The organism is Arthrobacter zhaoxinii, from assembly GCF_024385505.1.
In the GTDB taxonomy this organism is placed as follows: Bacteria; Actinomycetota; Actinomycetes; order Actinomycetales; family Micrococcaceae; genus Arthrobacter_B; species Arthrobacter_B zhaoxinii.
Genome location: NZ_JANFLT010000005.1, coordinates 1 through 23,543, shown reverse-complemented (window position 1 = coordinate 23,543; position 23,543 = coordinate 1). Strand labels below are relative to the sequence as shown.

Here is a 23,543-nt window from a genome sequence, read left to right as displayed (position 1 = left end):
CAGCCAAGCTTCATTATCGCATACGGCCGCCTTTTTGGCCTGCCTCTGCGCATAGACTCGACGCAGATAGTTACTTCTGCCGACTACTCCGTAAGGAGCTTCCGTGCCTTCCAGCGCAGCCCGTCCATCTTCCGGCGCCACCCCGGCCGACGCCGCCGGCCTCCGGGATCCGGAGGGCGCAGCGGTCCGTCCGGAACGCCGGTCCTTTGCCTGGACGCTGCTGGTTACCGCGGTTGTCGGCTGGGTGGCTTCCGGAATCCTGGTGATTGAACGCCTCCGCGTGTATGCGGACGCCAACTACATCACCAGCTGCGACATCAGTCCCTGGGTCTCCTGCGGGACGGTGTTCCAAACCTGGCAGGCGGCCATCTTCGGTTTCCCCAATCCGCTGATCGGCATCGTGGCCTTTGCCGTGGTGATCACCACGGCCATGGGGATGCTGGCGGGTGCCCGTTTCGCCCGCTGGTACTGGATCGGCCTGCAGATCAGCGTCACCCTCGGCATGGTGTTTGTTGTCTGGCTGTGGAGCCAGGCGCTGTTCGACATCTATGTGCTGTGCATCTACTGCATCGTGGTGTGGGCTGCCATGATTCCGCTGTTCGTCTTCACCACCATCCGCAACCTGGCGGCCGGCGCCATACCGGCGCCGGCCGGGCTGGTCCGTTTCCTGACGGACTGGGCGTGGCCGCTGGTCGTCCTGCTCTGGGTGGCAACGGCCGCGTCGATCTTCTTCCGGTTCCTGAATTCGTTTGTAGGCGGCCAGTAGCCCTTCCCTAGGGATCCAGCGGAAGCCCCCAGGCCAGGACCACCGGGATCTCCTGCCCCTCCCAGGTAGCCGTCAGCGAGGGGTCCGGTGCCGTGCGCCCGTCCAGGTCCAGCAACCGCACCACGGAGAATTCCCAGCCGTCCTCGGTTAGGACGGAGGTTGCCCAGCCCTCCGGATCGGAAGCGGGAGCTTCGACCAGCCCGGCGCCGTCGGGCATCCCCGTGCTGCTGACCTGCATGGTTTCGGGCAGCAGCTCGCGGGCGCCGTCGTTGTCCAGGTACTGGGCCGCCTGCGGCTGCCGGGAAAGGAGCGCGGCTTCCAGGGCCCGCGCATAGACCGGGTCACCGAGGGCATCGTAGACCCAGCGGTGGCCGAGGACGGAGTGCTCCATTTCGTTGATCAGGAATTGCTCCGCGCCTTCCAGCGGCGCCCCGCGGTAGGTCAGGGGAACCTGCACCACTGCCGATCCGGCTTCCACGATGGTGGTTTCCACCCCCACCTCCCCGTCGGGGTCGTCGAACCGGAAGGAAGCCAGCTTCCGGACCGTCACCGGCTCCGTTGAGGGAAACCACCACGTTCCCGGCAGCCAGCCGGAGATCAGTTCCATTTTGCCCGGACGCAGCTCGGCGTCGTATATAAGTGCCATGGGCACAGCCTAGGCGCCTTCCGGGAACCCGTCAGGAATTTCCCCCGCCGTTTCCCCGTTGCCGCAGAAGAAGGCGTGCGGACTTTTTACGCCGGCGCCACTTTTCGATCCATGAGGAGACCCATGCTCAGAACCACCCCTGCCCGCTCAGAAGGCCAGCGCACAGCGCTCGTTGCCGGTGCCACCGGAATCGCGGGGGCAGCCCTGGTGGACCTGCTCTCGAGTGAGGGCTGGACCGTCCTGGCGCTGTCGCGGAAGGCCGGAAACCCCGACCCGGCACGTCCCGGCGTCGTTCCCGTTGCAGCGGACCTGGGCTCGCCCGAAAGCCTGGCACAGGCGCTGGAAGGCGCCCGTCCCACACACGTGTTCTTCACCTCCTGGTCCCGCCAGGAAACGGAAGCGGAGAACATTGCGGTCAACTCCGCCATGGTCCGTAACCTCCTCACGGCGTTGGCGGATGCTCCCCTGGAGCACGTGGCCCTGATGACCGGGCTCAAGCACTACATGGGACCGTTCGAGGCCTACGGTGAGGGCCCCATGCCGGATACGCCGTTCTCCGAGGACGAGCCGCGGCTGCCGGTGGAGAACTTCTACTACGCGCAGGAAGACGAACTGATGGAAGCCGCCGAGCGGCAGGGCTTCGTCTGGTCCGTCCACCGCGCGCACACGGTGATCGGCTTCGCCGTCGGCAATGCGATGAACATGGGCCAGACCCTGGCCGTGCAGGCCACGCTCTGCCGTGAGCTCGGGATGCCGTTTGTCTTCCCCGGCTCCGAAACCCAGTGGAATTCAGTCACCGACATGACCGACGCCGGCCTGCTCGCCGAGCACATGCTCTGGGCGGCCACGGATGCGAACACTGCCAATGAGGCCTTCAACGTGGTTAACGGCGACGTCTTCCGCTGGCGTTCGCTCTGGCCGCGGCTGGCCGGGGAATTCGGTGTGGAGCCGGTGGGCTTCGAATCCGTTCCGCGTCCGTTGGAAGAGCAGATGGCCGGCATGTCCGAAGCCTGGACCAAGATTGCCGACCGTCACGGCCTGGCCGAAGCGGATCTCGGACGGCTGGCGTCCTGGTGGCACACTGACGCGGACCTGGGCCGGAAGGTCGAAGTGCTCACGGATATGAGCAAGAGCCGGCTGGCCGGCTTCACCGGTTACCGCCGGACGGAGGACGCCTTCAAGGCGCTCTTTGCACGCCTGCGGGACGAAAAGCTGATTCCGTAAGCTCCCGTTGCAGACAGAAGGGCCGGCACCATCACTGGTGCCGGCCCTTCGTCTATCCGTACTAGCTGAACCAGATACCGATTTCCCGTGCTGCGGACTCGGGTGAATCGGAGCCGTGGACCAGGTTCTGCTGGACCGCGGAGCCCCAGTCGCGGCCGAAGTCACCGCGGATGGTGCCGGGGGCCGCCGTCGTGGGATCGGTGGTGCCGGCCAGGGACCGGAACCCTTCAATCACGCGCTGTCCCTCGAGGACTACGGCAACAACCGGGCCGCTGAGCATAAACTCCACCAGCGGTTCGTAGAACGGCTTGCCCTGGTGCTCGGCATAGTGCTCTTCGAGGATCGCGCGGGTGGCGGCGGTCTTCTTCAGCTCCGCCACGGTGTAACCCTTGGCTTCGATCCGCGCCAGGATGGCGCCGGTGAGCCGGCGCTCGACGCCGTCGGGCTTAATCAGGACAAGTGTGCGCTCGGTGCTCACGGTGTATCTCCTTGGAACGATCGGATATCGGATCTAAGCCTAGTCGGTGCCCGCTGTGGATCCGGGCCCGGCAGCAGCGTTTCCTTCCTCCGGGTGGGCCTTCTCCCATTCAGCCTGCATCCGGTCCCGTTCCCGGTTTTCCCGGTCCAGGCGCATCCCGGCCCGCAGGCCGTACCACCAGGTCATGGCGAACAGCACGCCGACGAAGAACATCATGGGATCCAGGAATCCGGTGGCGATGAGCACCAGCTGCAGAATCCATCCGATCAGCGGGCCTGCCGGCTTGGAGAGCAGCGCACACGTTCCGATCATCGCCGCGGCGAGCAGTACGCCTCCGCCCAGGAGCAGCGGCGGGGAGATGGTGTCGCGGTGGACGCCGAAGACGGCGAGCGTCCCGAACAGCACCACGAACGCTTCAAGAGTGAGGACCGTGGACGCGAACATCACCTTGACGGAACGGCGCTTCTTGGGCATGCCCGGGCGCCATTCGCGCTGCGCCTTGGTCAGTCTTGCCATAACTGCCTGCCTACTTTCCGAGGAGGGTGCGCGCTTCGGCGACCACGGTGATGGAACCGACCACGAGCACGCCGCCGGAGAGGTCGTTGTTCTCCTCGGCCTTGGCCACGGCCCATTCGAGGGCGTTGTCCAGGCCTGCTTCGACCTGGATGTCTTCGTCCGCAAAGCCGGCATCCACCGCGTCCTGGACCAGTTCGTCGGCGGGGATGGCCCGGGGCGAGCCGGACTGGGTCAGGACAACGCCGCTCACCAGGTCCCCCAGCTGTTCGCGGAGTTCGCTGAGGATGCCGACGGCGTCCTTCTCCGCCAGGATGCCGACCACCAGGACGAGCGTGGTGAAGTTGAACGCCTCGCGCAGTGCCTCGGCGGTCGCCTTGGCGCCGGCGGGGTTGTGCGCGGCGTCGACGACGATGGTGGGAGCGGTCCGCACCACCTCCAGGCGGCCCGGGGAAGTGACGGTCAGGAACCCGGTCCGCAGCAGTTCGACGTCGAGCTCCTTGGTGCCGCCGCCGATGAAGGCTTCCAGCGCCGCCACGGCAACCGCTGCATTTTCGGCCTGGTGCGCACCGTGCAGGGGAACCTGGAGATCCTCGTAGCGGCCGGCGAGGCCGTTGATGGTGACCATCTGCCCGCCCACGGCCATCACGCGGGATTCCACGCCGAATTCGACGCCCTCGAACCGGAACGGTACGCCCGCTTCGTGCGCCTTTTCGAGTAGCACCTGTGCAGCCTCCATGGGCTGCGCGGCGCTGATGAGGAACCCGTCCTCCTTGATGATGCCGGCCTTTTCCCGGGCGATGTCGGCGACGTCGTCGCCCAGCAGCTCGGTGTGGTCCAGGGAAATAGGTGTGACTACGGAGACGGTGCCGTCGCCGACGTTGGTGGCATCCGTGATGCCGCCGAGGCCGACCTCGATGACCGCCACGTCCACGGGCTCGTCCGCGAAGACCGCAAACGCGAGGATGGTTACGGCTTCGAAGTAGGTCAGCCGGGGCTCGCCCTCGGCCTCCAGTTCGGCGTCGACAATGTCCAGGTAGGGATGGATTTCGTCCCAGATCCGGACAAACGTTTCATCGCTGACGGGCTCGCCGTCAATGCTGATCCGCTCGGTGACGCTGGTCAGGTGCGGGCTGGTGTAGCGGCCGGTGCGCAGTCCGTAGGCGCGCAGTCCTGCTTCGATCATGCGGGCCGTGGAGGTTTTGCCGTTGGTGCCGGTGATGTGGATGATCGGGAACGCCTTGTTCGGCTCCCCCAGCACTTCCATTGCCCGGAACAGCGGAGCCATGCGCGGCTCCATCTTGTTTTCCGGCGCGCGGCTGAGCAGTTCGGCATAAACGCTCTCCACCGAGAACCCGTCAATGGAACCGGACGGGCGGTCTGCTGAACTCATTAGATCTTCTCCACTGTGACGATGTACTTGTCGGCGTCGGTGTCGGCGCCGTCGGTGACCAGGTCGCCGGTGACCACCAGGTCATCGGTGAGCGTTTCGGCCTTCACCAGGTTCCCGTTGGCTTCGAGCGCGGCCGCTTCTTCCGCGCCCGTGCTGATGCGGGTGCGGATGCGGTCGCTGATGTGCAGGTCCGCGTCCCGGCGGGCCTGCTGGACGGCGCGGATGGCGTCGCGGGCGGTGCCCTCGGCGGCCAGCTCGGGCGTGACCTCGGTGTTAAGGACCAGGAAGCCGCCGCCGGGCAGCACGGCAACGGCCTTCGCGGCTTCCCCTTCGCCCGTTTCGACGACGGTCTCCAGCGTGTACTCCTGCGGCTCCAGTGCCAGGCCGCCGGCGGTGACCGTGCCGGCGTCGTCCACGGACCAGTCGCCGGACTTGGCGGCCTTGATGGCCGTCTGCACGTTCTTGCCCAGGCGGGGGCCGGCGGCACGGGCGTTGACCACGAGCTTCTGGCTGATCCCGAACTCGGCCGGGTCGGCGTCGGAGGCGTCCACCAGGCGGACGTTCTTCAGGTTCAGCTCGTCGGCGATGATTGCGGCGAACTGCCCGGCCAGGGACTGCGCTTCCGGCGCGACGACGGTCATCTCGGACAGGGGCAGGCGGACCCGGAGGTTCGCGCCCTTGCGCAGGGAGGACCCGACGGAGGCGATCCGGCGGGTGGCTTCCATGCGTTCCACCAGGGCGGGGTCGCTCGGGAAGAGGTCGGCGTCCGGCCAGTCGGTCAGGTGCACGGAGCGCCCGCCGGTGAGGCCGCGCCAGATTTCCTCGCCGATGAGCGGCAGCAGCGGGGCTGCCACCCGGCACACGGTTTCCAGGCAGGTGTAGAGCACGTCGAAGGCCTGCGTGTCTTCTTCGAAGAAGCGCGTGCGGCTGCGGCGGATGTACCAGTTGGTCAGCGTGTCCATGTAGGCGCGCAGGATCTCGCACGCCACGGACACGTCGTAGCCGTCCAGTGCCGTGCCCATGTCCCGGACCAGGTCGCCGGTGGCGGCGAGCAGGTAGCGGTCCAGCGGTTCGGTGGAGTCGTAGCAGGCCTTGGCCTCGTAACCGTTGCCGTTGTTCGCTGCGTTGGTGTAGAGGCTGAAGAAGTGCCACACGTTCCACAGCGGCAGGATGGCCTGGCGGACACCGTCACGGATCCCCTGTTCGGTGACAACCAGGTTGCCGCCGCGCAGGATCGGGGAGGCCATCAGGAACCAGCGCATGGCGTCGGATCCGTCGCGGTCCAGGACCTCGGAAACGTCCGGGTAGTTGCGCAGCGACTTGGACATCTTCTGTCCGTCGGAGCCGAGCACAATCCCGTGGCTGATGACGTTGCGGAAGGCGGGCCGGTCAAACAGTGCCGTGGCCAGCACGTGCAGGGTGTAGAACCAGCCGCGGGTCTGGCCGATGTACTCCACGATGAAGTCGCCGGGGTTGTGGCTTTCGAACCAGTCGGCGTTCTCGTGCGGGTAGTGCACCTGGGCGTACGGCATGGATCCGGAGTCGAACCACACATCCAGCACGTCCTCCACGCGGCGCATGGTGGACTGCCCGGTGGGATCGTCCGGGTTGGGGCGGGTCAGCTCGTCGATGAACGGGCGGTGCAGGTCCGGCTGGCCCTCCTTGTTCAGCGGCAGCCGGCCGAAGTCGGCTTCCATCTCTGCCAGCGAACCGTAAACGTCGGTGCGCGGGTAGTTGGGATCGTCCGAGACCCAGACCGGGATGGGGCTGCCCCAGTAGCGGTTGCGGCTGATGGACCAGTCACGGGCGTTTTCCAGCCACTTGCCGAACTGGCCGTCCTTGACGTTCTCCGGGATCCAGTTGATCTGCTGGTTCAGCTCGACCATGCGGTCCTTGATCTTGGTGACCTCCACGAACCAGGAGGAGACCGCCTTATAGATCAGCGGATTCCGGCAGCGCCAGCAGTGCGGGTAGCTGTGCTCGTAGCTGGCCTGGCGCAGCAGCCGGCCGTCCGCCTTCAGCACACGGGTGATCAGCTTGTTGGCATCGAAGACCTGCAGCCCGGCGATGTCGGCGAGCTCACCGGTGCCGAACATGGGCAGGAACTTGCCGCCCTCGTCCACGGAGAGGATCACGGGGATGCCGTACTGCTCGCAGACCTTCTGGTCGTCTTCACCGTAGGCGGGTGCCTGGTGGACGATGCCGGTGCCGTCGGTGGTGGTGACGTAGTCGGCGGTGACGATCTGCCAGGCGTTGGCAGTGCCCCACTTCTCCGTGTCCGTGTAGTAGTTCCACAGCGGTGCGTAGCGCAGGCCGGCCAGGTCCGTGCCGAGGTGGACGGCGGTGACGGCAGCGCGGGCGGCCTCGGCGTCGTCGTACCCCAGGTCCTTCGCGTAGGAACCGACGAGGTCTTCAGCGAGCAGGAAGCGTCCCTCGCCTGCCTGCGTGCCCTTCGGACCGGCGGGTACGACGGCGTAGCGGACCTCGGGTCCGACGGCGAGGGCCATGTTGGTGGGCAGGGTCCAGGGAGTGGTGGTCCAGGCGATGGCCTGCACACCTTCGAGCTCGGCGGAGAGCGCGTTGTCACCGGCGGTGATGGGGAAGGTGACCGTGACCGTCTGGTCCTGGCGCATCTTGTAGACGTCGTCATCCATGCGCAGCTCATGGTTGGACAGCGGCGTCTCGTCCTTCCAGCAGTACGGAAGCACGCGGAAGCCGCTGTAGGTCAGGCCCTTTTCGTGCAGGGTCTTGAACGCCCAGATGACCGATTCCATGTACTCGACGTTGAGCGTCTTGTAGTCGTTCTCGAAGTCCACCCAGCGGGCCTGGCGGGTGACGTAGTCCTGCCACTCACCGGCGTACTTCATGACGGAGGCACGGCAGGCATCGTTGAACTTGTCGATGCCCATCTTCTCGATCTGGACCTTGTCGCTCATGCCGAGCTGCTTCATGGCTTCCAGTTCGGCGGGCAGCCCGTGGGTGTCCCAGCCGAAGCGGCGTTCCACGCGGCGGCCGCGCTGGGTCTGGTAGCGGGCCACCAGGTCCTTCACGTAGCCGGTCAGCAGGTGGCCGTAGTGCGGCAGGCCGTTGGCGAAGGGCGGGCCGTCGTAGAACACGAACTCGTTGTCGCCGTCTTTCCCGGCAGGGCGGGCGTCAATGGAGGCCTGGAAGGTGCCGTCTTTATCCCAGTACTTCAGAACGCGTTCTTCGAGTTCCGGAAACCGGGGGGAGGAGGGAACAGCAGCAGCGGCTGAGTCGCCGGTGCTGGCTTTGGGGTATACAGAGGGCATATTCGTCATCCTGATAGCGGCAAGTGAATCTGGCTGTGGAACAGGATGCGAGGGCGGCCTCTACCGGCCCCGAAAGGCCGGCGGTAACCGCGGTACCACCTCGCTTGCCGCCGTGCGTCCCCGGTGCTGCTGGGTTCGCGCGGCTGCCGCTCATTGACTGCTGTGACGGGCTTACCCGTCCGGTTCTACTGGGCTGCCCCTATTAAAAGAGGTAACTGTTCTTCCGGAAGCTCACCGGTGATGGCCGGGTCAGTGCTGTTCCGGTCAAGTTTAGGCCACGCCCGCGCCGGTTGTCGAAGCACCTGTCCCTGCGGGGCTGCCCGAGGACTTCCAGCCGGCTATTGGCGGGCGTCCTCGGGACGTACCGGCGGCCTACTGCCCGGTGCGTATGACCTTGTGCTGGGCCGCCTGTGCCACCGGGCGCAGGACCACCTGGTCCAGATTGACGTGGTGCGGCAGGTTCAAAGCGAACGCCATAACCTCGGCGACATCTTCCGCCGTCAACGGCTTTTCGACGCCGGTGTACACCTTGTCCGCGGCTTCCTTGTCCCCCACCCGGTTCAGCGAGAATTCCTCTGTCTTGACCATGCCCGGGGCAATCTCAATGACACGGACGTTGTGTTCGGCTTCCTCCAGCCGCAGGGTCCGGGCCAGCATTTCTTCCCCGGACTTCGCCGCACTGTAGCCGGCCCCGCCCTCATAGGCGGTAAAGGCCGCCGTCGACGTGAGCAGCAGAACCGATCCCCGGCCGCTGTCCCGCAGTGCCGGCAGGAACGCCTGTGTCATGCGCAGGGCGCCCAGGACATTGACGTCATACATGCGCTGCCAGTCGCTGATGCTTCCTCCCGCAACCGGATCGAGTCCGAAGGCGCCGCCGGCGTTGTTGATCAGGGCGTCCACTCCCCCGCCGGCCAGGACCTGCTCTGCGAGCCGTGCCACCGAGGCGTCATCGGTGACATCCGCTGCGATGGCTTCGGCGCCGGTTTCTTCGGCGAGCGCCTGCAGCCTGTCTCCGCGGCGGGCGACGGCGACGACGTTCCAGCCCGAGGCGCGCAGTGCCCGTACTGCGGCGGCTCCGATCCCTGAACTTGCTCCGGTAACAACGGCCCGCTTCGGTGTGATCTCAGTCATGTGATCACTTTAGCCAGCGTTTGGTTCCGTCCTGGTTTTTCGGCACGGGGCAGCCGGGCATTGTTACGGCGGCTGGTCCCTTACGGCGGCTGCTCCCTTACTGCTGCTGCTCTACTTTGTCTGCTCTTGTTGCTGCTGCTCCCTTACTTTCGCTGCTCATGGTGCTGCTGCTCCCTTACTACTGCTGCCGCCGTCGCACACGGAGGCTCCACATGTCCCGTGTTTTTTCCACCAGATCCACAAATTCCTCCGGCCGGTGCAGGACAAGTTCCGCAGTGATCCGCAGCGTGATCCACCCGGCCGCTGCCGACGCCTTCCAGCGTCGCCGGTCCACGCGATAGTGTTCCCGGCTGCTGTGAAACGCGAACCCGTCGATCTCGATGATCAACCATCCGTCGACCAGCAGATCCACTCGTCCGATGCCAGGCAGGGCAACCTCTGTTTCGACCCGCAGTCCGGCGTTCAGCAAGTGGAACCGCGCACAGACCTCCAGTGGCGATGCCGTAGTGCGCCGAATGGTCCCCAGCAGGGTCCGGACCTGCCAGTCCTGCTGCCCGGAGAATTCTTTCTGCAGAGCCTGCAGTCCTACGGCGTTGGTTATGACTGCAGATTCCGCCATGACCAGTGCGTCCAGCCGGGGAAGGCAGCGGAAGGCGTCCCGGAGGATCTGCCGGGGCGGCGCTATCAGCCGGTGTGCCGAGCGCTGTCCCCGGTGGATGACCGTGCCGGGTATTGTCCGGGCGGCGTCGCACCGGACGTGTACGGTTTCGGGTGGGGTCAGCAACCACCAGCCAAGAACGTCAGCCGCTGAGATGCGTGTCAGCGAGGCCTGGCTGCGTGCGGCATCAACCAACCGGGCGTCTGCTTGAGGCAGCGCAAACGTCCCGCGGTCTGCGCGCCGGACGATCCCGGTGCGCAGAGCCTGGTCAATCGTCCACCGCGGGAACCCGTTGGCGGTCAGTGTCCCGTAGCTGGCTACTCCGTAACGTGAGAGCAGGAATGCCTGCAGTTGCTGCATCCACACACAGTGGACTGTCTCTGGCCGATTGTTGCTCTTCCAAGCTGTGGGGTGGAGCGCATCAGGTCACCCGGTGCGGTTCGACCCTCTGTAGAGGGATAGAAGCTGCCGTCTGCGCGCACGGGTCCCACGGTTTGGGGCTGGTGTTACCCCCTGAGGTCCCACCGGCACCAGGAGCACCACCCAGTGGGATGCTGTGCTGCGAGACGGGCCCAGGCCTGCACGGGGTCCCACGGTTTGGGGCCGGTGGCATCTGCTGAGGTCCCACCAGCCCCGGCAGCACCAATCTGTGGGACGCTGTGCTGCGAGACGGCCCAGGCCTGCACGCCATCCCACAGTTTGGGACTGGTGATATCTCCTGAGGTCCCACCAGCACCAACAGCACCATTCGGTGGGACGCCGTGCGGCTCCCCACCCCGCCGGTTGCCGAAGCTGTAGGCTCTGGCCTGATACCCGTCGGGCTGCCTCCATGCCCAATCCACGCCGACACGGACAGGACACCAGCCCTATGTCTTCCACCAAGAAATTCCTCGCCGGAATACTCCTGGCCAACGCCATCCCGCACGGGATCAATGCCGTGCAGGGACGAAAGTTTCCCACGCCGTTTGCCAACCCGCCCGGCGTCGGGCTCTCCGGCCCCATGGCCAACGCCGTGTGGAGCGCCCTGAACGCGGCCGGCGGCACCGCCCTGCTGGGCCGGTCTCCGCAGGGCGCCCGCGAACGGATTCCGATGCTGGCCGGTGCCCTCGCCATGAGTTTCTTCCTGGCCCACTACTTCGGCAGGGTCCAGGAAAGCAGGGTCCAGGAGAACAGATAGCTACGCTTCCGGCCCCGGCACGGACAGCAGATAGTCCCGCAGGATCACTGCATCGTTTTCCTTTTCGTTCCGCGCCGCAGACAGCAGCACGGTGTCCGGACGGGAACGGCATTCAAGGGTGAAGTCCGCCGTTCCGGGATTGCCTGCCGGCTCCGCCCGGGATTCGGAGGCAACCCCGGAGCCCGACAGTACAGCCGCCCAACATCCCGGCAGGCCGCCGGTGCCTCAGAGCACAGGCCTGCATGGAAGAATGGAAACCATGGCTGAACATATCCCGGGCACAGACACGCCCGACAACGAACCCCAGACCGTATCCGTCCCCGACAAGCCCGCCCTTGAGGGGCTCGAGTCCAAGCTGAGCGCCCGCTGGCGCGAGGAGGGAACGTACGCGTTTGACCCGGACACGGTCCGGGACGAGGTCTACTCGATCGACACTCCCCCGCCCACGGCCTCCGGTTCGCTGCACGTGGGACACATGTTCTCCTACACGCAGACCGACGTGATGGCGCGCTACAAGCGGATGACCGGCAAGAACGTCTTCTACCCCATGGGCTGGGATGACAATGGCCTGCCCACCGAGCGCCGCGTCCAGAACTACTACGGCGTGCGCTGCGACCCCACCAAGCCGTACGACGCCGACTACCGCCCGCCGGCGAAGGCCGCCAAGAACCAGCGTGATTTCGACGTCATCTCCCGCCGCAACTTCATCGAGCTGTGCGAGGAACTCGCGGTGGAGGACGAGAAGGTCTTCGAGGACCTCTTCTCCACCCTCGGCCTGTCCGTGGACTGGAACCGCACCTACCGCACCATCGACGACTCCTCGCGTGCCGTCAGCCAGCGTGCCTTCCTCGACAACCTCCGTGCCGGCGACGCCTACATGGCCGAGGCACCGACCCTCTGGGACGTCACCTTCCGCACCGCCGTCGCCCAGGCCGAACTTGAGGACCGCGAGCAGCCCGGCGCCTACCACCGGGTGAGCTTCCACGCCCCCGACGGCGAGAAGATCTACATTGAGACCACCCGCCCGGAACTGCTTCCGGCGTGCGTGGCCCTGGTGGCACACCCCGACGACGAGCGGTACCAGCGCCTCTTCGGCACCACCGTGAAGTCCCCACTGTTCGACGTCGAGGTCGAGGTGAAGGCGCATCCGCTGGCCAAGCCCGACAAGGGCTCCGGCATCGCCATGATCTGCACCTTCGGCGACCTCACCGACGTCACCTGGTGGCGCGAACTGAACCTGCCCACCCGCGCCGTGATCGGCCGTGACGGCCGCATCCTCGCCGAGACCCCGGAGTGGATCGCCACCGAGACGGCCAAGGAAAACTACGCCGCCCTCGCCACCAAGACCGTCTTCAGCGCCAAGGAAACCGTGGTCGAGATGCTGCGCGAAAGCGGCGACCTCGACGGCGAACCCAAGAAGATCACCCACCCGGTCAACTTCTTCGAAAAGGGCGACAAGCCCCTCGAAGTGGTGACCAGCCGCCAGTGGTACATCCGCAACGGCGGCCGCGACGAGGAACGCCGCGAACGCCTGATCGCCCGCGGCAAGGAAATCGACTTCCACCCCGCGTTTATGCGCTCCCGCTACGAGAACTGGATCGAAGGCCTCAACGGTGACTGGCTGGTCTCCCGCCAGCGCTTCTTCGGCGTCCCCGTTCCGGTCTGGTACCCGCTGGATGCCGCCGGCAACCCGGACTACGACCACCCCGTGCTGCCCGCACCCGAGTCCCTGCCCGTGGACCCGGCCGCCGAAGCGGCTCCGGGTTACGAAGAATCCCAGCGCAACCAGCCGGGCGGCTTCATCGGTGACGCGGACGTGCTCGACACCTGGGCCACCTCCTCGCTGACCCCGCAGATTGTGGGCGGCTGGAGCCGGGACGAGGACCTCTTCGCGAAGGTCTTCCCGTTCGACCTCCGTCCGCAGGGCCACGACATCATCCGCACCTGGCTGTTCTCCTCCGTGGTCCGCGCCGATGCGCTCAATGCCGCCGCGCCGTGGAAGCACGCCGCGATTTCCGGCTGGATCCTGGATCCGGACCGGAAGAAGATGTCCAAGTCCAAGGGCAACGTGGTGGTTCCCACGGATGTGCTCAACGAGTTCGGCTCCGACGCCGTGCGCTACTGGGCCGCTTCGGCGAAGCTCGGCGCGGACACGGCGTACGAAATTGCGCAGATGAAGATCGGCCGCCGTCTGGCCATCAAGCTGCTCAACGCATCCAAGTTTGTCCTGAACCTGGGCGCCACGGAGAAGAACGTGGCGCTGGCGGACACCTCGGTGATCACCAACGCGCTGGATCTGTCCCTGCTGGCCCAGCTGACCGACGTCGTGCAGGCCGCCACGAGCGCCTTTGAACGCTACGACTACGCCAAGGCCCTGCAGCTGACCGAGTCCTTCTTCTGGTCCTTCACGGATGACTACGTGGAGCTGATCAAGGACCGCGCCTACGGTGCCGCCGGCGAGGCGGAGCAGGCCTCGGTGCTGGCCACCCTGGCCACCACGCTGGATGCGCTGCTGCGCCTGTTCGCCCCGTTCCTGCCGTTCGCCACCGAAGAGGTCTGGGGCTGGTGGCGCGCCGGGTCGGTGCACCGGGCGCCGTGGCCGAATGTGGACGGGCTGTCCACGGCCGTGGCGGACGCCGACGCCGGGATCCTCGGCACGGTTGCCGCCGCCCTGGGCGGGATCCGCAAGGCCAAGTCCGAAGCCAAGGTCAAGCAGCGGACCGAGGTCCTCAAGGCCACGGTCACCGCGCCGGAAGGTGCAGTGACCCGGCTCCGCGCCGGACAGGCGGACCTCAAGGCCGCCGGCAACGTCCGGGAACTCAACCTGGCCGTCGGCGAGGGCGAGCTGGCCGTTTCCGACGTCGAACTGGCGCCTGCGGCGGAGTAGTGCCGTAGAACCAAAACAGAACGCCCGGCCGGATATTTCCGACCGGGCGTTCTGTTTATGAAGGCAGAATAATCAGTCGAACGCCGGACTCTCGGTGCGGCTGCGCTTGAGTTCGAAGAACGCCGGGTTCGAGGCCAGCATCACGGCGCCGTCGAACATGGCACCTGCTTCTTCGCCGCGCGGGATGCGGGTCAGCACCGGGCCGAAGAAGGCGGTCCCGTTGAAGGCCACGATGGGGGTTCCGACGTCGTCGCCCACCTTCTCGATGCCTTCCTTGTGCGAGGCGCGCAGCTGGTCGTCATACTCGTCCGTGTCGGCGTACTGCGCCAACTCGGCGGGCAGGCCCACCTCGGCCAGCGCCTCACGGATGACCGTGGGGAAGTCGCTGTTTCCGCCGATGTGGATGCGGGTTCCCATGGCGTCGTACAGCTTCTTGATGTACTCGGTGCCGTGCAGCTCCTGCGCCGCGATGATCACGCGGACCGGACCCCAGGCCGCCTCCATGCGCTTCCGGTAGTCCTCGGGCAGGGAGTCCCGGCCCTCATTCAGGACGGCCAGGCTCATCACGTGCCAGTTGGTGCGGACATCGCGGACCTGTTCCACTTCGTCCATCCAGCGGGACGTGACCCAGGCGAACGGGCACATCGGGTCAAACCAGAAATCGGCGGTCGATGCGGAACCGGACACGGAAGCATTAGCGGTCATGGAAACTCCTTGGAAGCGTTGAACGGCGCAGACGCGCCCTGCATACTACTTCTACCAACCGCGGGTCAGGCGGATTTGTTCCGGCGCTTCGTGGCGACGGCGTGCGAAATGAGGGTCGGTTCGGCCTTCTTCTCCACGGTGTCAGCGGTGATAACCACCGTGGCGACGTCCTCCTGGCTGGGCAGGTCGAACATGACCGGCAGCAGGACTTCCTCCAGGATGGCACGCAGGCCCCGGGCACCGGTGCCCCGCTCCAAGGCCTGGTCCGCGATCGCGTCCAGGGCACCCTGCTCGAAGGTGAGTTCGACGCCGTCGAGCTGGAACATCTTCTGGTACTGCTTGACCAGGGCGTTCTTGGGCTCGGTCAAGATGCGGATGAGCGCCGTACGGTCCAGGTTCGAGACCGTGGTGATAACGGGCAGACGGCCGATGAATTCGGGAATCAGGCCGAATTTCAGCAGGTCCTCGGGCATGACCTCCGCGTAGGAGTCGGTGCCCTTGGTGGTTTCGATCAGCGGTGCGCCGAACCCGATGCCCTTACGGCCGGACCGGGATCCGATGATTTCCTCCAGGCCGGCGAAGGCGCCGGCAACAATAAAGAGGACGTTGGTGGTGTCGATCTGGATGAATTCCTGGTGCGGATGCTTACGCCCGCCCTGCGGCGGCACGGAGGCCACCGTGCCTTCGAGGATCTTCAGCAGGGCCTGCTGCACGCCCTCGCCGGAGACGTCCCGGGTGATGGACGGGTTCTCGCTCTTGCGGGAGATCTTGTCGATCTCGTCAATGTAGATGATGCCCTGCTCGGCCTTCTTGACGTCGTAGTCCGCGGCCTGGATCAGCTTGAGCAGGATGTTCTCCACGTCTTCACCCACGTAGCCGGCTTCAGTGAGCGCAGTGGCGTCGGCGACGGCGAAGGGGACGTTGAGGCGGCGGGCCAGGGTCTGCGCAAGATAGGTCTTGCCGCAGCCGGTGGGGCCGATCAGGAGGATGTTGGACTTGCCGATTTCGACGTCGTCGGCAGCCACTGCATCGGCGAGGTTGCCGGCGCCGCGGGGAGCGTGGCCGGCCTGGATGCGCTTGTAGTGGTTGTAGACCGCAACGGCCAGCGACCGCTTGGCGGGTTCCTGGCCGATGACGTATTCCTGCAGCGAATCGAAGATTTCCCGGGGCTTGGGGAGTTCGAAGGTGCCGAGATCGGCAACCTCGGAGAGCTCTTCCTCGATGATTTCGTTGCAGAGGTCGATGCACTCATCACAGATGTACACGCCGGGGCCGGCAATGAGTTTGCGTACCTGCTTCTGGCTCTTTCCGCAGAAAGAGCACTTGAGCAGATCCGTGCTCTCACCAATGCGAGCCATAGTTCAGTCCCCTTAGATGGTCCATCAAAAAACGGTTCCGCAGCATGGGCTGAGCCAACCATGATCCACTCTAGGACACTTGGAGGAGCTATTCAGCAACCAAACGGCCCGTGGTGCGATATTACGCGCCACGGGCCGCCGGAACATGCTGCTTGTCAGCAGGGCAGGTTACATCTTGTTGATGGCCGGAGTCTTGAGCTTGCGGGAATCAAGAACCTGGTCGATCAGTCCGTATTCCAGGGCCGAATCGGCGGTGAGGATCTTGTCACGCTCAATGTCCGTGTTGACCTGCTCGGAGGTGCGGTTGGAGTGCAGCGCCAGGGTGTCCTCCAGCCAGGTGCGCATGCGCATGACCTCGGCGGCCTGGATTTCCAGGTCGGAGGCCTGCCCGCCCTGCCCGCCGGACAGTGAGGGCTGGTGGATGAGCACGCGGGCGTTCGGCAGTGCCAGTCGCTTGCCCGGCGTGCCGGCAGCAAGCAGTACGGCGGCCGCGCTGGCTGCCTGGCCGAGGCAGACCGTCTGGATCTCCGGGCGGATGTACTGCATGGTGTCGTAAATGGCCGTCATGGCCGTGAACGATCCACCCGGGGAGTTGATGTACAGGGTGATGTCGCGGTCCGGGTCGGTGGACTCAAGGACCAGCAGCTGGGCCATGACGTCGTCTGCGGAGGCGTCGTCAACCTGGACACCCAGGAAGATGATGCGGTCTTCGAACAGCTTGGTGTACGGATCCTGGCGCTTGAAGCCGTAGGGCGTGCGCTCTTCGAACTGCGGCAGGACGTAGCGGCTGGTGGGCATCTGCGGGGCGACGGCGGAGCCGGCGGTGCCGAAATTATGGTTCATGAATTACTCCTGAAGTCTGCAAATGGAGGGGTGGCTGGCCGGGGACCCTAGTCCTCGTCCTTGCCCTCTGCCTGGTCCTGGTTGGTTCCGCCGCCGCCGGTTACTCCGCCTGCGTGGGCGGAGATCTTGTCGAAGAAGCCGTATTCCAGGGCTTCCTGCGCGGTGAACCACTTGTCGCGGTCGTTGTCCTTGAGGATGGTCTCGACGGTCTGGCCGGTCTGCTCTGCAGTCAGTTCAGCCATCACGCGCTTCATGTTCAGGATCAGCTCGGCCTGGATCTTGATGTCCGAAGCCGTGCCGCCGATTCCGCCGGAGGGCTGGTGCATCAGGATGCGGGCGTGCGGCGTTGCGTAACGCTTGCCCTTGGTGCCGGAGGAGAGCAGGAACTGGCCCATGGAGGCGGCCAGGCCGGTGGCGACCGTGACAACGTCGTTCGGGATGAACTGCATGGTGTCGTAGATCGCCATGCCTGCGGTCACGGAGCCGCCGGGAGAGTTGATGTAAAGGTAGATGTCCTTCTCAGGATCTTCTGCGGAAAGCAGCAGAAGCTGGGAGCAGATCGCGTTGGCATTCTCGTCCCGGACTTCCGAGCCCAACCAGATGATCCGCTCTTTGAGCAGGCGGTTGTAGATGTAGTCGTCCCGGCCGGCCGGGTCCACCGTAGCCATGGTGGGTGTGTTCGGTGCAGTTGCCATACTGAGTGACCTCTCGCTCTGGCAGGAACGGGTGCTGGCCGTGCCAGCGGCTCCTGCCGTTTGTCTCTTCTAGGACACTAGCCTGTTGCAGCGGCGATCTGCGCCGGTTTGGCCGACTGTTCGCTGACGGCGCACGATGCGCGTCACAGCGGTGTGTGGCGCAGACCGGGCCGTGAAAGGTCCGTTAAACCACGGTGCCGCCGGCCCTTTCGGACCGGCGGCACCCTGGCTGGTGTCCGTGGGACACCCCGGACAGGCTAGGCCTTGTCGTCGTTCTGATGCTCTTCGGGTTCGGCTGCCTCGACCTCTTCGCCTGCGGGGCGGACGAAATCGGTCAGGTCAATCTCGGCACCGGTGGTATCGGTGACCTTGGCCAGCTCGAGGACCTTGGCCAGTGCCTTGCGGCGGCGGACCTCGCCGACCATCATCGGAACCTGGCCGCTCTGGTCGATCAGCTGGGCGAACTGGTTCGGATCCATGCCGTACTGGGAGGCGGAGGAAACGATGTAGTCGATCAGCTCGTTCTGAGCTACGCCTACTTCTTCCTTCTCCGCTACCGCGTCAAGGATGATTTCGTTCTTGAAGGCGGCCTCGGTGTTGGCGCGGACCTCGGCGCGGTGCTCTTCGGTGTCGTGATCGGCACCGGAAGACTGGGCGCTCTCCGAGTTGAAGTGCTGTTCGATCTGCTCTTCGATGACGGACTCCGGAACCGGAACCTCCACGAGTTCGAGCAGCTTCTCGAGCACCTTGTCGCGGGCTTCGACGCCCTGCTCCATGAGCTTGGACTCAGCGGCGCGCTTGACCAGGTCTTCGCGCAGTTCGCCGATGGTGTCGAACTCGCTGGCCAGCTGTGCAAAGTCGTCATTGGCTTCGGGGAGCTCGCGCTCCTTGACGGCCTTGATCGTGACGGTCACCTCGGCGTCGGATCCGGCGTGCTCGCCGCCCGCCAGCTTGGTGTTGAACGTGGCGGATTCGCCGCTGCTCAGGCCGGTGACGGCCTCGTCCATACCTTCGAGCATGGTGCCGGCGCCTACCTGGTAGGACAGGTCAGCGGCGGAATCCACCTCTTCACCGTCTACCTTGGCAACCAGGTCCATGGTCAGGAAGTCATCGGCAACTGCGGGGCGGTCCACGGACTTCAGCGTGCCGAAGCGGCTGCGCAGTTCGTCCAGGGCCTTGTCGACGTCGGCGTCGGAAGCCTCGGCGGGCTCAACGGTGACCTCGAGGCCGGCGTAATCCGGCAGTTCGATTTCGGGACGGATGTCCAGCTCGACGGTGAAGACCAGCTGGCCTTCGTCGGTGGCGGGGTCCGGTACTTCGGTGATCTCAACTTCGGGCCGGCTCAGGGGGGTGATGCCCGTCTCGTTGACGGCCGCGGCGTAGAAGCCGTTCAGTCCGTCATTGATCGCCGTCTCGAGAACGTAGCCGCGGCCAACGCGCTGATCGATGAGGCGGTTGGGAACCTTGCCCTTGCGGAAGCCCGGGACCTGCACCTGAGTGGCGATGGTCTTGTAGGCCTCTTCGATGCTCGGCTTCAGTTCCTCGAACGGAACTTCAACGTTGAGCTTTACCCGCGTGGGTGTGAGGTTTTCTACGGCGCTCTTCACAGCGTAAGTTCTCCTGAGGGTTCTGGGATTGGTCTGCACCATGGTTATACAGAGTCGGGGTGACAGGATTTGAACCTGCGACTTCCTGCTCCCAAAGCAGGCGCTCTTCCAAGCTGAGCTACACCCCGTCAGTGCACCTGACAGCCTACCTGTCCTGAAGCGGGTATGACGAATTTCCGTGCTCCGGAGTGGATTCCGCACCCGGCCGGGAACCGGATGCGGGGCCGATTACTCTCGGCCGGTTATCGCGTGCTAAGGTAAAACCTGCCTTACGGCGCCGGGGATGTAGCTCAATGGTAGAGCCTCAGTCTTCCAAACTGATTACGCGGGTTCGATTCCCGTCATCCCCTCCACCATAGAAGGGCCTTCCGCAGCAGCGGAAGGCCCTTCCTGCGTTAACCCTGCTCTCAGGCGGCCTGGCAGGCCGGGCACCAGTACAGTTTCCGCGCCCCCATGTCCGTTCCCGCCACCGGCGTGCCGCAGCGCCGGCACGGGAGCCCGGTCCGTTTGTAGACGTAGTGGGCTTCGGACACCGGTACCGGTTCGGCGGTGTCCTCGCGGTCCTGCGGGGCGGTGGTTATGATCCTGCCCTGCCGCACGCCGTCGTTCATGAGTCGCACGACGTCGTTCCACAGGTCCGCGGCTTCGGCCTCGCCCACGCTGCGGCCCAGCCGCCAGGGAGAGATCCGGGCACGGAAGAGCACTTCGGCGCGGTAGACGTTGCCCACGCCGGCCAGCACCTCCTGGTTCATCAGGAGCAGGCCGACAGGTGAGCCCTTACTGCGGAGCCGGCGGGTGAATTCCGCCGCACGTCCGGCGCCGGCGGGTCCGTGCGCGCCGTCAGCCAGCGGGTCCGGCCCGAGCCGGGCGAGCACCTTGCTGCGCTCGGCGTCGGTGATTACCTCGCAGGCTGTGGGGCCGCGCAGATCCGCCCAGCCGTGCTCGGACACCAGCCGGACCCGCACCGCGCCCCGGGGCTCGGGCGGACCCGCGTAACCCGCGCCGTCGTCGCCGGCTACCTCCTGCTCCCCCACCCGCCGGGGCGCGCCGATGCTCGAGGCGCCGGTGAAGGTTTCATCTCCGCCGAAGTCGAAGGCGCCGTAGAGGCCCAGGTGGATGCGCAGGTAGAGATCGTTGTCGAAGTGCAGGAACAGCTGCTTGCCGTGGGCGGAGGCCGCCTCAAGCACGTGTCCGTCCAGCCGGGCTGCGCCGGCGGCAAACCGGCCCTGCGGGCTGCTGACGGACAGGCGGGACCCGCCGAACACCGAGGTGAACTGCCGGGCCAGACGGTGGATCGAATGGCCCTCGGGCATTAGAGCGCGGAACCGGTGGTTTCGTACCGTGCAATCTGCGCGATCCGGCGCACGTGGCGTTCGGCGTCGCTGAAGGGTTCGGCAAGGAAGGCTTCAATGATGCCCGTGGCCTCTTCGACGCTGTGCTGGCGGCCGCCGACCGCCACGATGTTGGCGTCATTGTGCTGCCGGGCGAGCCGGGCGGTGTCGAGGTTCCAGGCCAGGGCCGCCCGGACGCCGCGCACCTTGTTGGCAGCGATCTGCTCGCCGTTCCCGGAACCGCCCAGCACGATTCCCAGGGCCTCGGTGCCGGCCTCCTGGTCCCTCACCACGGCCTCCGCCGCGTCAATGCAGAACGCCGGGTAATCATCCTCGGCATCGTATTCGCGGGGTCCGTGGTCAACCACGTCGTACCCCTTGCTGGTGAGATGGGCGATGAGGTGGGAGCTCAGGTCCATGCCTGCATGGTCGGTTGCAATGTGGACGCGCATTTGAGGTAAGTCCGTTTCTTAGGGGAGGGAAAAGACGCTTCCAGCCTAGCTTCCGAGGCCGCGCTGCCTCCAAATTCCGGGCCGCCGCGGGGACTTCCGGCTTACATATTCCGCCGCCCTGCCGATAGACCACTACGGACACGTTCGCCGGCTGCATTATCACGGCTCGGTTCTCCACCCCGGACGCGGGCTTGCGGTCGCTTCACCGCTAAGTGCCCGCCAGGTCTCGTTCTACAAGGAATCCATTGAAAAGTGTAAAACTCGCAGTCCTGGCTCTCCTCGCTGCCTCATTAACGGCCGGGGGGCTCCCCGCCCAGGGGCTAGTCGCTCCCGGTGTGCCCACCCCGTCCCAGGCACAGGCGGATCCGGAGACGGCACCTTTTGATGTCCGGCCGTCCGCCCCTGCGGAAACCGCCGGGCCCGTCCCGGCGCCGTCCGGCACCCCGGGCCCCGAAGCGGTGACGCCCGAGCCCGCGGCTCCCGCTCCCGCTTCCACTCCCGCTCCCACCGCGGAGGCTGAGGAATCGGAAGAGGACAAAGACACGGGCTACGTCCCGGTAGTCGGCGGCGGCTTCCCCGTTCCGGGTCCCGCGACCCCCATGGTGACCGACCCCGACGGAACCGTCCGTTCCGCCGTCGAAACGGATATTTCCGCGGCACATGACCACGGTGCGCAGTCCTTCAGCAGCGCGGCCGGCGGTGCGAGCACGGCAGGTGCCGCTGCCCGCAGCGGCACCATCCAAGTGACCATGGTGTTCGCGACGCTTACCGACAACCGCGGCAGCGTGGACCAGCAGGCGGCGAAGAAATCCATCACGGCGGCCAACGATTACTGGCGCGCCATGTCCAACGGACGCCTCGGCATGTCCGTCGTAAAAACCCGTACCTTGAACAGCACTGCGAATTCCGGCCAGGACTACGCCGCGATGATGAACACCATTCGGCGGGACCTCCAGTGGTACGAAGACCCCAACGAAGCCCTTGTGGTTTTCGTGCCGGCAGGGGATCTGCGCAGCGGAGGCTACGGCGGCATCCTCGGCGGCGGCTGGACGAGCGGACCCACAAGCGGTTCCGTATTGATGCCCAGCCCCTCCGGTTTCACCAATAACGTGGTGACGCACGAGCTCGGCCACGTGCTCGGTCTCCTGCACGCCAACAGCCTCAAATGCAATAACGGCCGGGCCGACGTCGGCGCCGGCAGCAACGGTGCCTGGTCCGACGGCTCATGCACGTCGCGGGAATACGGTGACACGTCCGACCTCATGGGCTATGCCCAGTACAGCCTGCCGGTAATCAATTCCTATTTCTGGGATGCCGGCGGCTTCGGCCGCGGCAACGAAATCCGCAATATCGGCGCCCCTGGCCAGTCCGCAACGTACACGCTGCAGGCCTGGGCAGGATCCGCAGCAAACCGTGCCGTGAAGTTCAAGGACAGTTCCGGGGAAACCTATTACCTGGAACTGCAGCTACCGGTCGGTTATGACGCCGGCACTGCGGTGGGCGGCAACCGGGGAGTCAAGATAGTCAAGGCCGACCTGGCAAACGACTGGGCCGTCAACTCGGTGGTCGTGGCTCCCAATACCCGTGATTTCGCCGGATACACGAATGCCAACAGCACATGGCAGGCCGGGCAGACGTTCACCACGCACGCCGGTACTAAGGTAAAGATCAACTCGATCACCGCGAGTTCCGCGTCCGTCACCATCATGAACGGTGCCGCCGGACGTGCCTCAGGCCCCATTGCGGCAGCACGCGCAGCGCACCCGGAACTCGGTTCCGCCACCTCCGAAATTGTCGACGGGCTCCGGAACGACGGCGCCTACCAGAACTTCTCCAACGGCGCCATCCTCTGGTCACCGTCTACAGGAGCACGCGTCTCACCGAAGGGCGCCATCCGGACCGCCTATCAGCTGTCGGGCTTCGAGAACGGCGCGCTTGGCTATCCCCGAAGTGATGAGATGACCATCAAGGGCGGCAAGTACCAGGACTTCTCCAACGGGTCCATCCTCTGGTCCTCGGCCACCGGCGCCCAGATTTCACTCAACGGAGCCATCCGCACCGCCTACCAGAAGGCCGGCTTCGAAGGCGGAGCCCTGGGCTTCCCCACCGGCGGCGAAGTGACCATCAAGGGCGGCAAGTACCAGAACTTCGCCAAGGGCGCGATCCTCTGGTCCTCTGCCACCGGCGCCCAGGTATCCCCCAACGGAGCCATCCGCACCGCCTACCAGAAGGCCGGCTTCGAAGGCGGAGCCCTGGGCTTCCCCACCAGCGGCGAAGTGACCATCAAGGGCGGCAAGTACCAGAACTTCGCCAAGGGCGCGATCCTCTGGTCCTCTGCCACCGGCGCCCAGGTATCCCCCAACGGAGCCATCCGCACCGCCTACCAGAA

At 65.6% G+C, this 23,543-nt stretch carries 19 protein-coding genes and 2 tRNA genes; 6 read left to right on the top strand and 15 right to left on the bottom strand.

Going from position 1 to position 23,543, the window contains the following annotated elements; translation table 11 throughout:
- Positions 1-103: 103 nt before the first annotated feature.
- Positions 104-766, top strand: coding sequence for a vitamin K epoxide reductase family protein (locus tag NNX37_RS07485; RefSeq protein ID WP_407079932.1), 663 nt, complete (start codon positions 104-106; stop codon positions 764-766).
- 7 nt (positions 767-773) lie between these two features.
- On the opposite strand, the gene NNX37_RS07480 is transcribed toward NNX37_RS07485, so the two are convergent.
- On the bottom strand, positions 774-1,412 hold the full coding sequence (locus NNX37_RS07480) for a CG0192-related protein (RefSeq protein WP_255791712.1): 639 nt from the start codon (positions 1,410-1,412) through the stop codon (positions 774-776).
- Between the two features lie 123 nt (positions 1,413-1,535).
- On the opposite strand from NNX37_RS07480, the gene NNX37_RS07475 reads away from it, so the two are divergent.
- Positions 1,536-2,636: an SDR family oxidoreductase gene (locus tag NNX37_RS07475; RefSeq protein WP_255791710.1), complete on the top strand. Its 1,101-nt coding sequence runs from the start codon at positions 1,536-1,538 to the stop codon at positions 2,634-2,636.
- Positions 2,637-2,697: 61 nt separating this feature from the next.
- On the opposite strand, the gene ndk is transcribed toward NNX37_RS07475, so the two are convergent.
- The 6 genes from ndk to NNX37_RS07445 form a co-directional block, all read right to left on the bottom strand.
- Positions 2,698-3,114, bottom strand: coding sequence for a nucleoside-diphosphate kinase (gene ndk, locus NNX37_RS07470; RefSeq protein ID WP_255791708.1), 417 nt, complete (start codon positions 3,112-3,114; stop codon positions 2,698-2,700).
- 39 nt (positions 3,115-3,153) lie between these two features.
- Positions 3,154-3,630 carry a DUF4233 domain-containing protein gene (locus NNX37_RS07465; protein WP_255791706.1) on the bottom strand — a complete coding sequence of 159 codons (477 nt, stop codon included), beginning with the start codon at positions 3,628-3,630 and terminating at the stop codon, positions 3,154-3,156.
- 10 nt (positions 3,631-3,640) lie between these two features.
- Positions 3,641-5,020, bottom strand: coding sequence for a bifunctional folylpolyglutamate synthase/dihydrofolate synthase (locus NNX37_RS07460; protein WP_255791704.1), 1,380 nt, complete (start codon positions 5,018-5,020; stop codon positions 3,641-3,643).
- Entirely contained in the window at positions 5,020-8,319 is a 3,300-nt protein-coding gene (gene ileS, locus NNX37_RS07455; RefSeq protein ID WP_255791703.1) for an isoleucine--tRNA ligase, read from the bottom strand. The genes NNX37_RS07460 and ileS overlap by 1 nt, the downstream gene beginning before the upstream one ends.
- Before the next feature lie 363 nt (positions 8,320-8,682).
- Positions 8,683-9,441: an SDR family oxidoreductase gene (locus NNX37_RS07450; RefSeq protein WP_255791701.1), complete on the bottom strand. Its 759-nt coding sequence runs from the start codon at positions 9,439-9,441 to the stop codon at positions 8,683-8,685.
- A gap of 178 nt (positions 9,442-9,619) precedes the next feature.
- Positions 9,620-10,459, bottom strand: a complete 840-nt coding sequence (locus NNX37_RS07445; protein WP_255791700.1) for an endonuclease domain-containing protein — start codon at positions 10,457-10,459, stop codon at positions 9,620-9,622.
- Between the two features lie 508 nt (positions 10,460-10,967).
- Between NNX37_RS07445 and NNX37_RS07440 the strand changes: the two genes are divergently transcribed.
- The gene (locus tag NNX37_RS07440; RefSeq protein WP_255791698.1) at positions 10,968-11,276 is read left to right on the top strand and encodes a hypothetical protein; all 309 of its coding nucleotides are present in this window, start codon (positions 10,968-10,970) and stop codon (positions 11,274-11,276) included.
- A 259-nt stretch (positions 11,277-11,535) separates the two neighbouring features.
- A complete protein-coding gene (valS, locus tag NNX37_RS07435; RefSeq protein ID WP_255791696.1) occupies positions 11,536-14,163 on the top strand; it encodes a valine--tRNA ligase in 2,628 nt (875 codons plus the stop codon).
- 72 nt (positions 14,164-14,235) lie between these two features.
- Here the strand turns inward: valS and NNX37_RS07430 are convergent, their stop codons facing one another.
- The 6 genes from NNX37_RS07430 to NNX37_RS07405 form a co-directional block, all read right to left on the bottom strand.
- A complete protein-coding gene (locus tag NNX37_RS07430) occupies positions 14,236-14,868 on the bottom strand; it encodes a mycothiol-dependent nitroreductase Rv2466c family protein (RefSeq protein WP_255791694.1) in 633 nt (210 codons plus the stop codon).
- 65 nt (positions 14,869-14,933) lie between these two features.
- Positions 14,934-16,226, bottom strand: a complete 1,293-nt coding sequence (gene clpX / locus NNX37_RS07425; RefSeq protein WP_255791692.1) for an ATP-dependent Clp protease ATP-binding subunit ClpX — start codon at positions 16,224-16,226, stop codon at positions 14,934-14,936.
- A 168-nt stretch (positions 16,227-16,394) separates the two neighbouring features.
- Entirely contained in the window at positions 16,395-17,069 is a 675-nt protein-coding gene (locus NNX37_RS07420) for an ATP-dependent Clp protease proteolytic subunit (protein WP_227921049.1), read from the bottom strand.
- A gap of 47 nt (positions 17,070-17,116) precedes the next feature.
- Positions 17,117-17,737, bottom strand: a complete 621-nt coding sequence (locus NNX37_RS07415; protein WP_227922731.1) for an ATP-dependent Clp protease proteolytic subunit — start codon at positions 17,735-17,737, stop codon at positions 17,117-17,119.
- A gap of 284 nt (positions 17,738-18,021) precedes the next feature.
- A complete protein-coding gene (gene tig / locus NNX37_RS07410) occupies positions 18,022-19,371 on the bottom strand; it encodes a trigger factor (protein WP_255791690.1) in 1,350 nt (449 codons plus the stop codon).
- A 54-nt stretch (positions 19,372-19,425) separates the two neighbouring features.
- Positions 19,426-19,499: transfer RNA gene (locus NNX37_RS07405), tRNA-Pro, on the bottom strand.
- Between the two features lie 151 nt (positions 19,500-19,650).
- Here NNX37_RS07405 and NNX37_RS07400 point away from each other — a divergent pair.
- A tRNA-Gly gene (locus NNX37_RS07400) sits at positions 19,651-19,724 on the top strand.
- Positions 19,725-19,778: 54 nt separating this feature from the next.
- On the opposite strand, the gene NNX37_RS07395 is transcribed toward NNX37_RS07400, so the two are convergent.
- A complete protein-coding gene (locus tag NNX37_RS07395) occupies positions 19,779-20,684 on the bottom strand; it encodes an Fpg/Nei family DNA glycosylase (RefSeq protein ID WP_255791688.1) in 906 nt (301 codons plus the stop codon).
- Positions 20,684-21,154 carry a ribose-5-phosphate isomerase gene (locus NNX37_RS07390; protein ID WP_255791686.1) on the bottom strand — a complete coding sequence of 157 codons (471 nt, stop codon included), beginning with the start codon at positions 21,152-21,154 and terminating at the stop codon, positions 20,684-20,686. Before NNX37_RS07390 ends, NNX37_RS07395 begins: the two co-directional genes overlap by 1 nt.
- 245 nt (positions 21,155-21,399) lie before the next feature.
- On the opposite strand from NNX37_RS07390, the gene NNX37_RS07385 reads away from it, so the two are divergent.
- On the top strand, positions 21,400-23,543 hold a 2,144-nt coding region (locus tag NNX37_RS07385; RefSeq protein ID WP_304659239.1), incomplete at its 3' end, for a zinc-dependent metalloprotease family protein.

Coding starts and splice junctions, on each gene's coding strand:
- NNX37_RS07480 (WP_255791712.1), bottom strand. CDS start 1,412: ATGGCACTTATATACGACGCCGAGCTGCGTCCGGGCAAAATGGAACTG.
- NNX37_RS07475 (WP_255791710.1), top strand. CDS start 1,536: ATGCTCAGAACCACCCCTGCCCGCTCAGAAGGCCAGCGCACAGCGCTC.
- NNX37_RS07465 (WP_255791706.1), bottom strand. CDS start 3,630: ATGGCAAGACTGACCAAGGCGCAGCGCGAATGGCGCCCGGGCATGCCC.
- NNX37_RS07460 (WP_255791704.1), bottom strand. CDS start 5,020: ATGAGTTCAGCAGACCGCCCGTCCGGTTCCATTGACGGGTTCTCGGTG.
- ileS (WP_255791703.1), bottom strand. CDS start 8,319: ATGACGAATATGCCCTCTGTATACCCCAAAGCCAGCACCGGCGACTCA.
- NNX37_RS07450 (WP_255791701.1), bottom strand. CDS start 9,441: ATGACTGAGATCACACCGAAGCGGGCCGTTGTTACCGGAGCAAGTTCA.
- NNX37_RS07445 (WP_255791700.1), bottom strand. CDS start 10,459: ATGCAGCAACTGCAGGCATTCCTGCTCTCACGTTACGGAGTAGCCAGC.
- NNX37_RS07440 (WP_255791698.1), top strand. CDS start 10,968: ATGTCTTCCACCAAGAAATTCCTCGCCGGAATACTCCTGGCCAACGCC.
- valS (WP_255791696.1), top strand. CDS start 11,536: ATGGCTGAACATATCCCGGGCACAGACACGCCCGACAACGAACCCCAG.
- NNX37_RS07430 (WP_255791694.1), bottom strand. CDS start 14,868: ATGACCGCTAATGCTTCCGTGTCCGGTTCCGCATCGACCGCCGATTTC.
- clpX (WP_255791692.1), bottom strand. CDS start 16,226: ATGGCTCGCATTGGTGAGAGCACGGATCTGCTCAAGTGCTCTTTCTGC.
- NNX37_RS07420 (WP_227921049.1), bottom strand. CDS start 17,069: ATGAACCATAATTTCGGCACCGCCGGCTCCGCCGTCGCCCCGCAGATG.
- NNX37_RS07415 (WP_227922731.1), bottom strand. CDS start 17,737: ATGGCTACGGTGGACCCGGCCGGCCGGGACGACTACATCTACAACCGC.
- NNX37_RS07395 (WP_255791688.1), bottom strand. CDS start 20,684: ATGCCCGAGGGCCATTCGATCCACCGTCTGGCCCGGCAGTTCACCTCG.
- NNX37_RS07390 (WP_255791686.1), bottom strand. CDS start 21,154: ATGCGCGTCCACATTGCAACCGACCATGCAGGCATGGACCTGAGCTCC.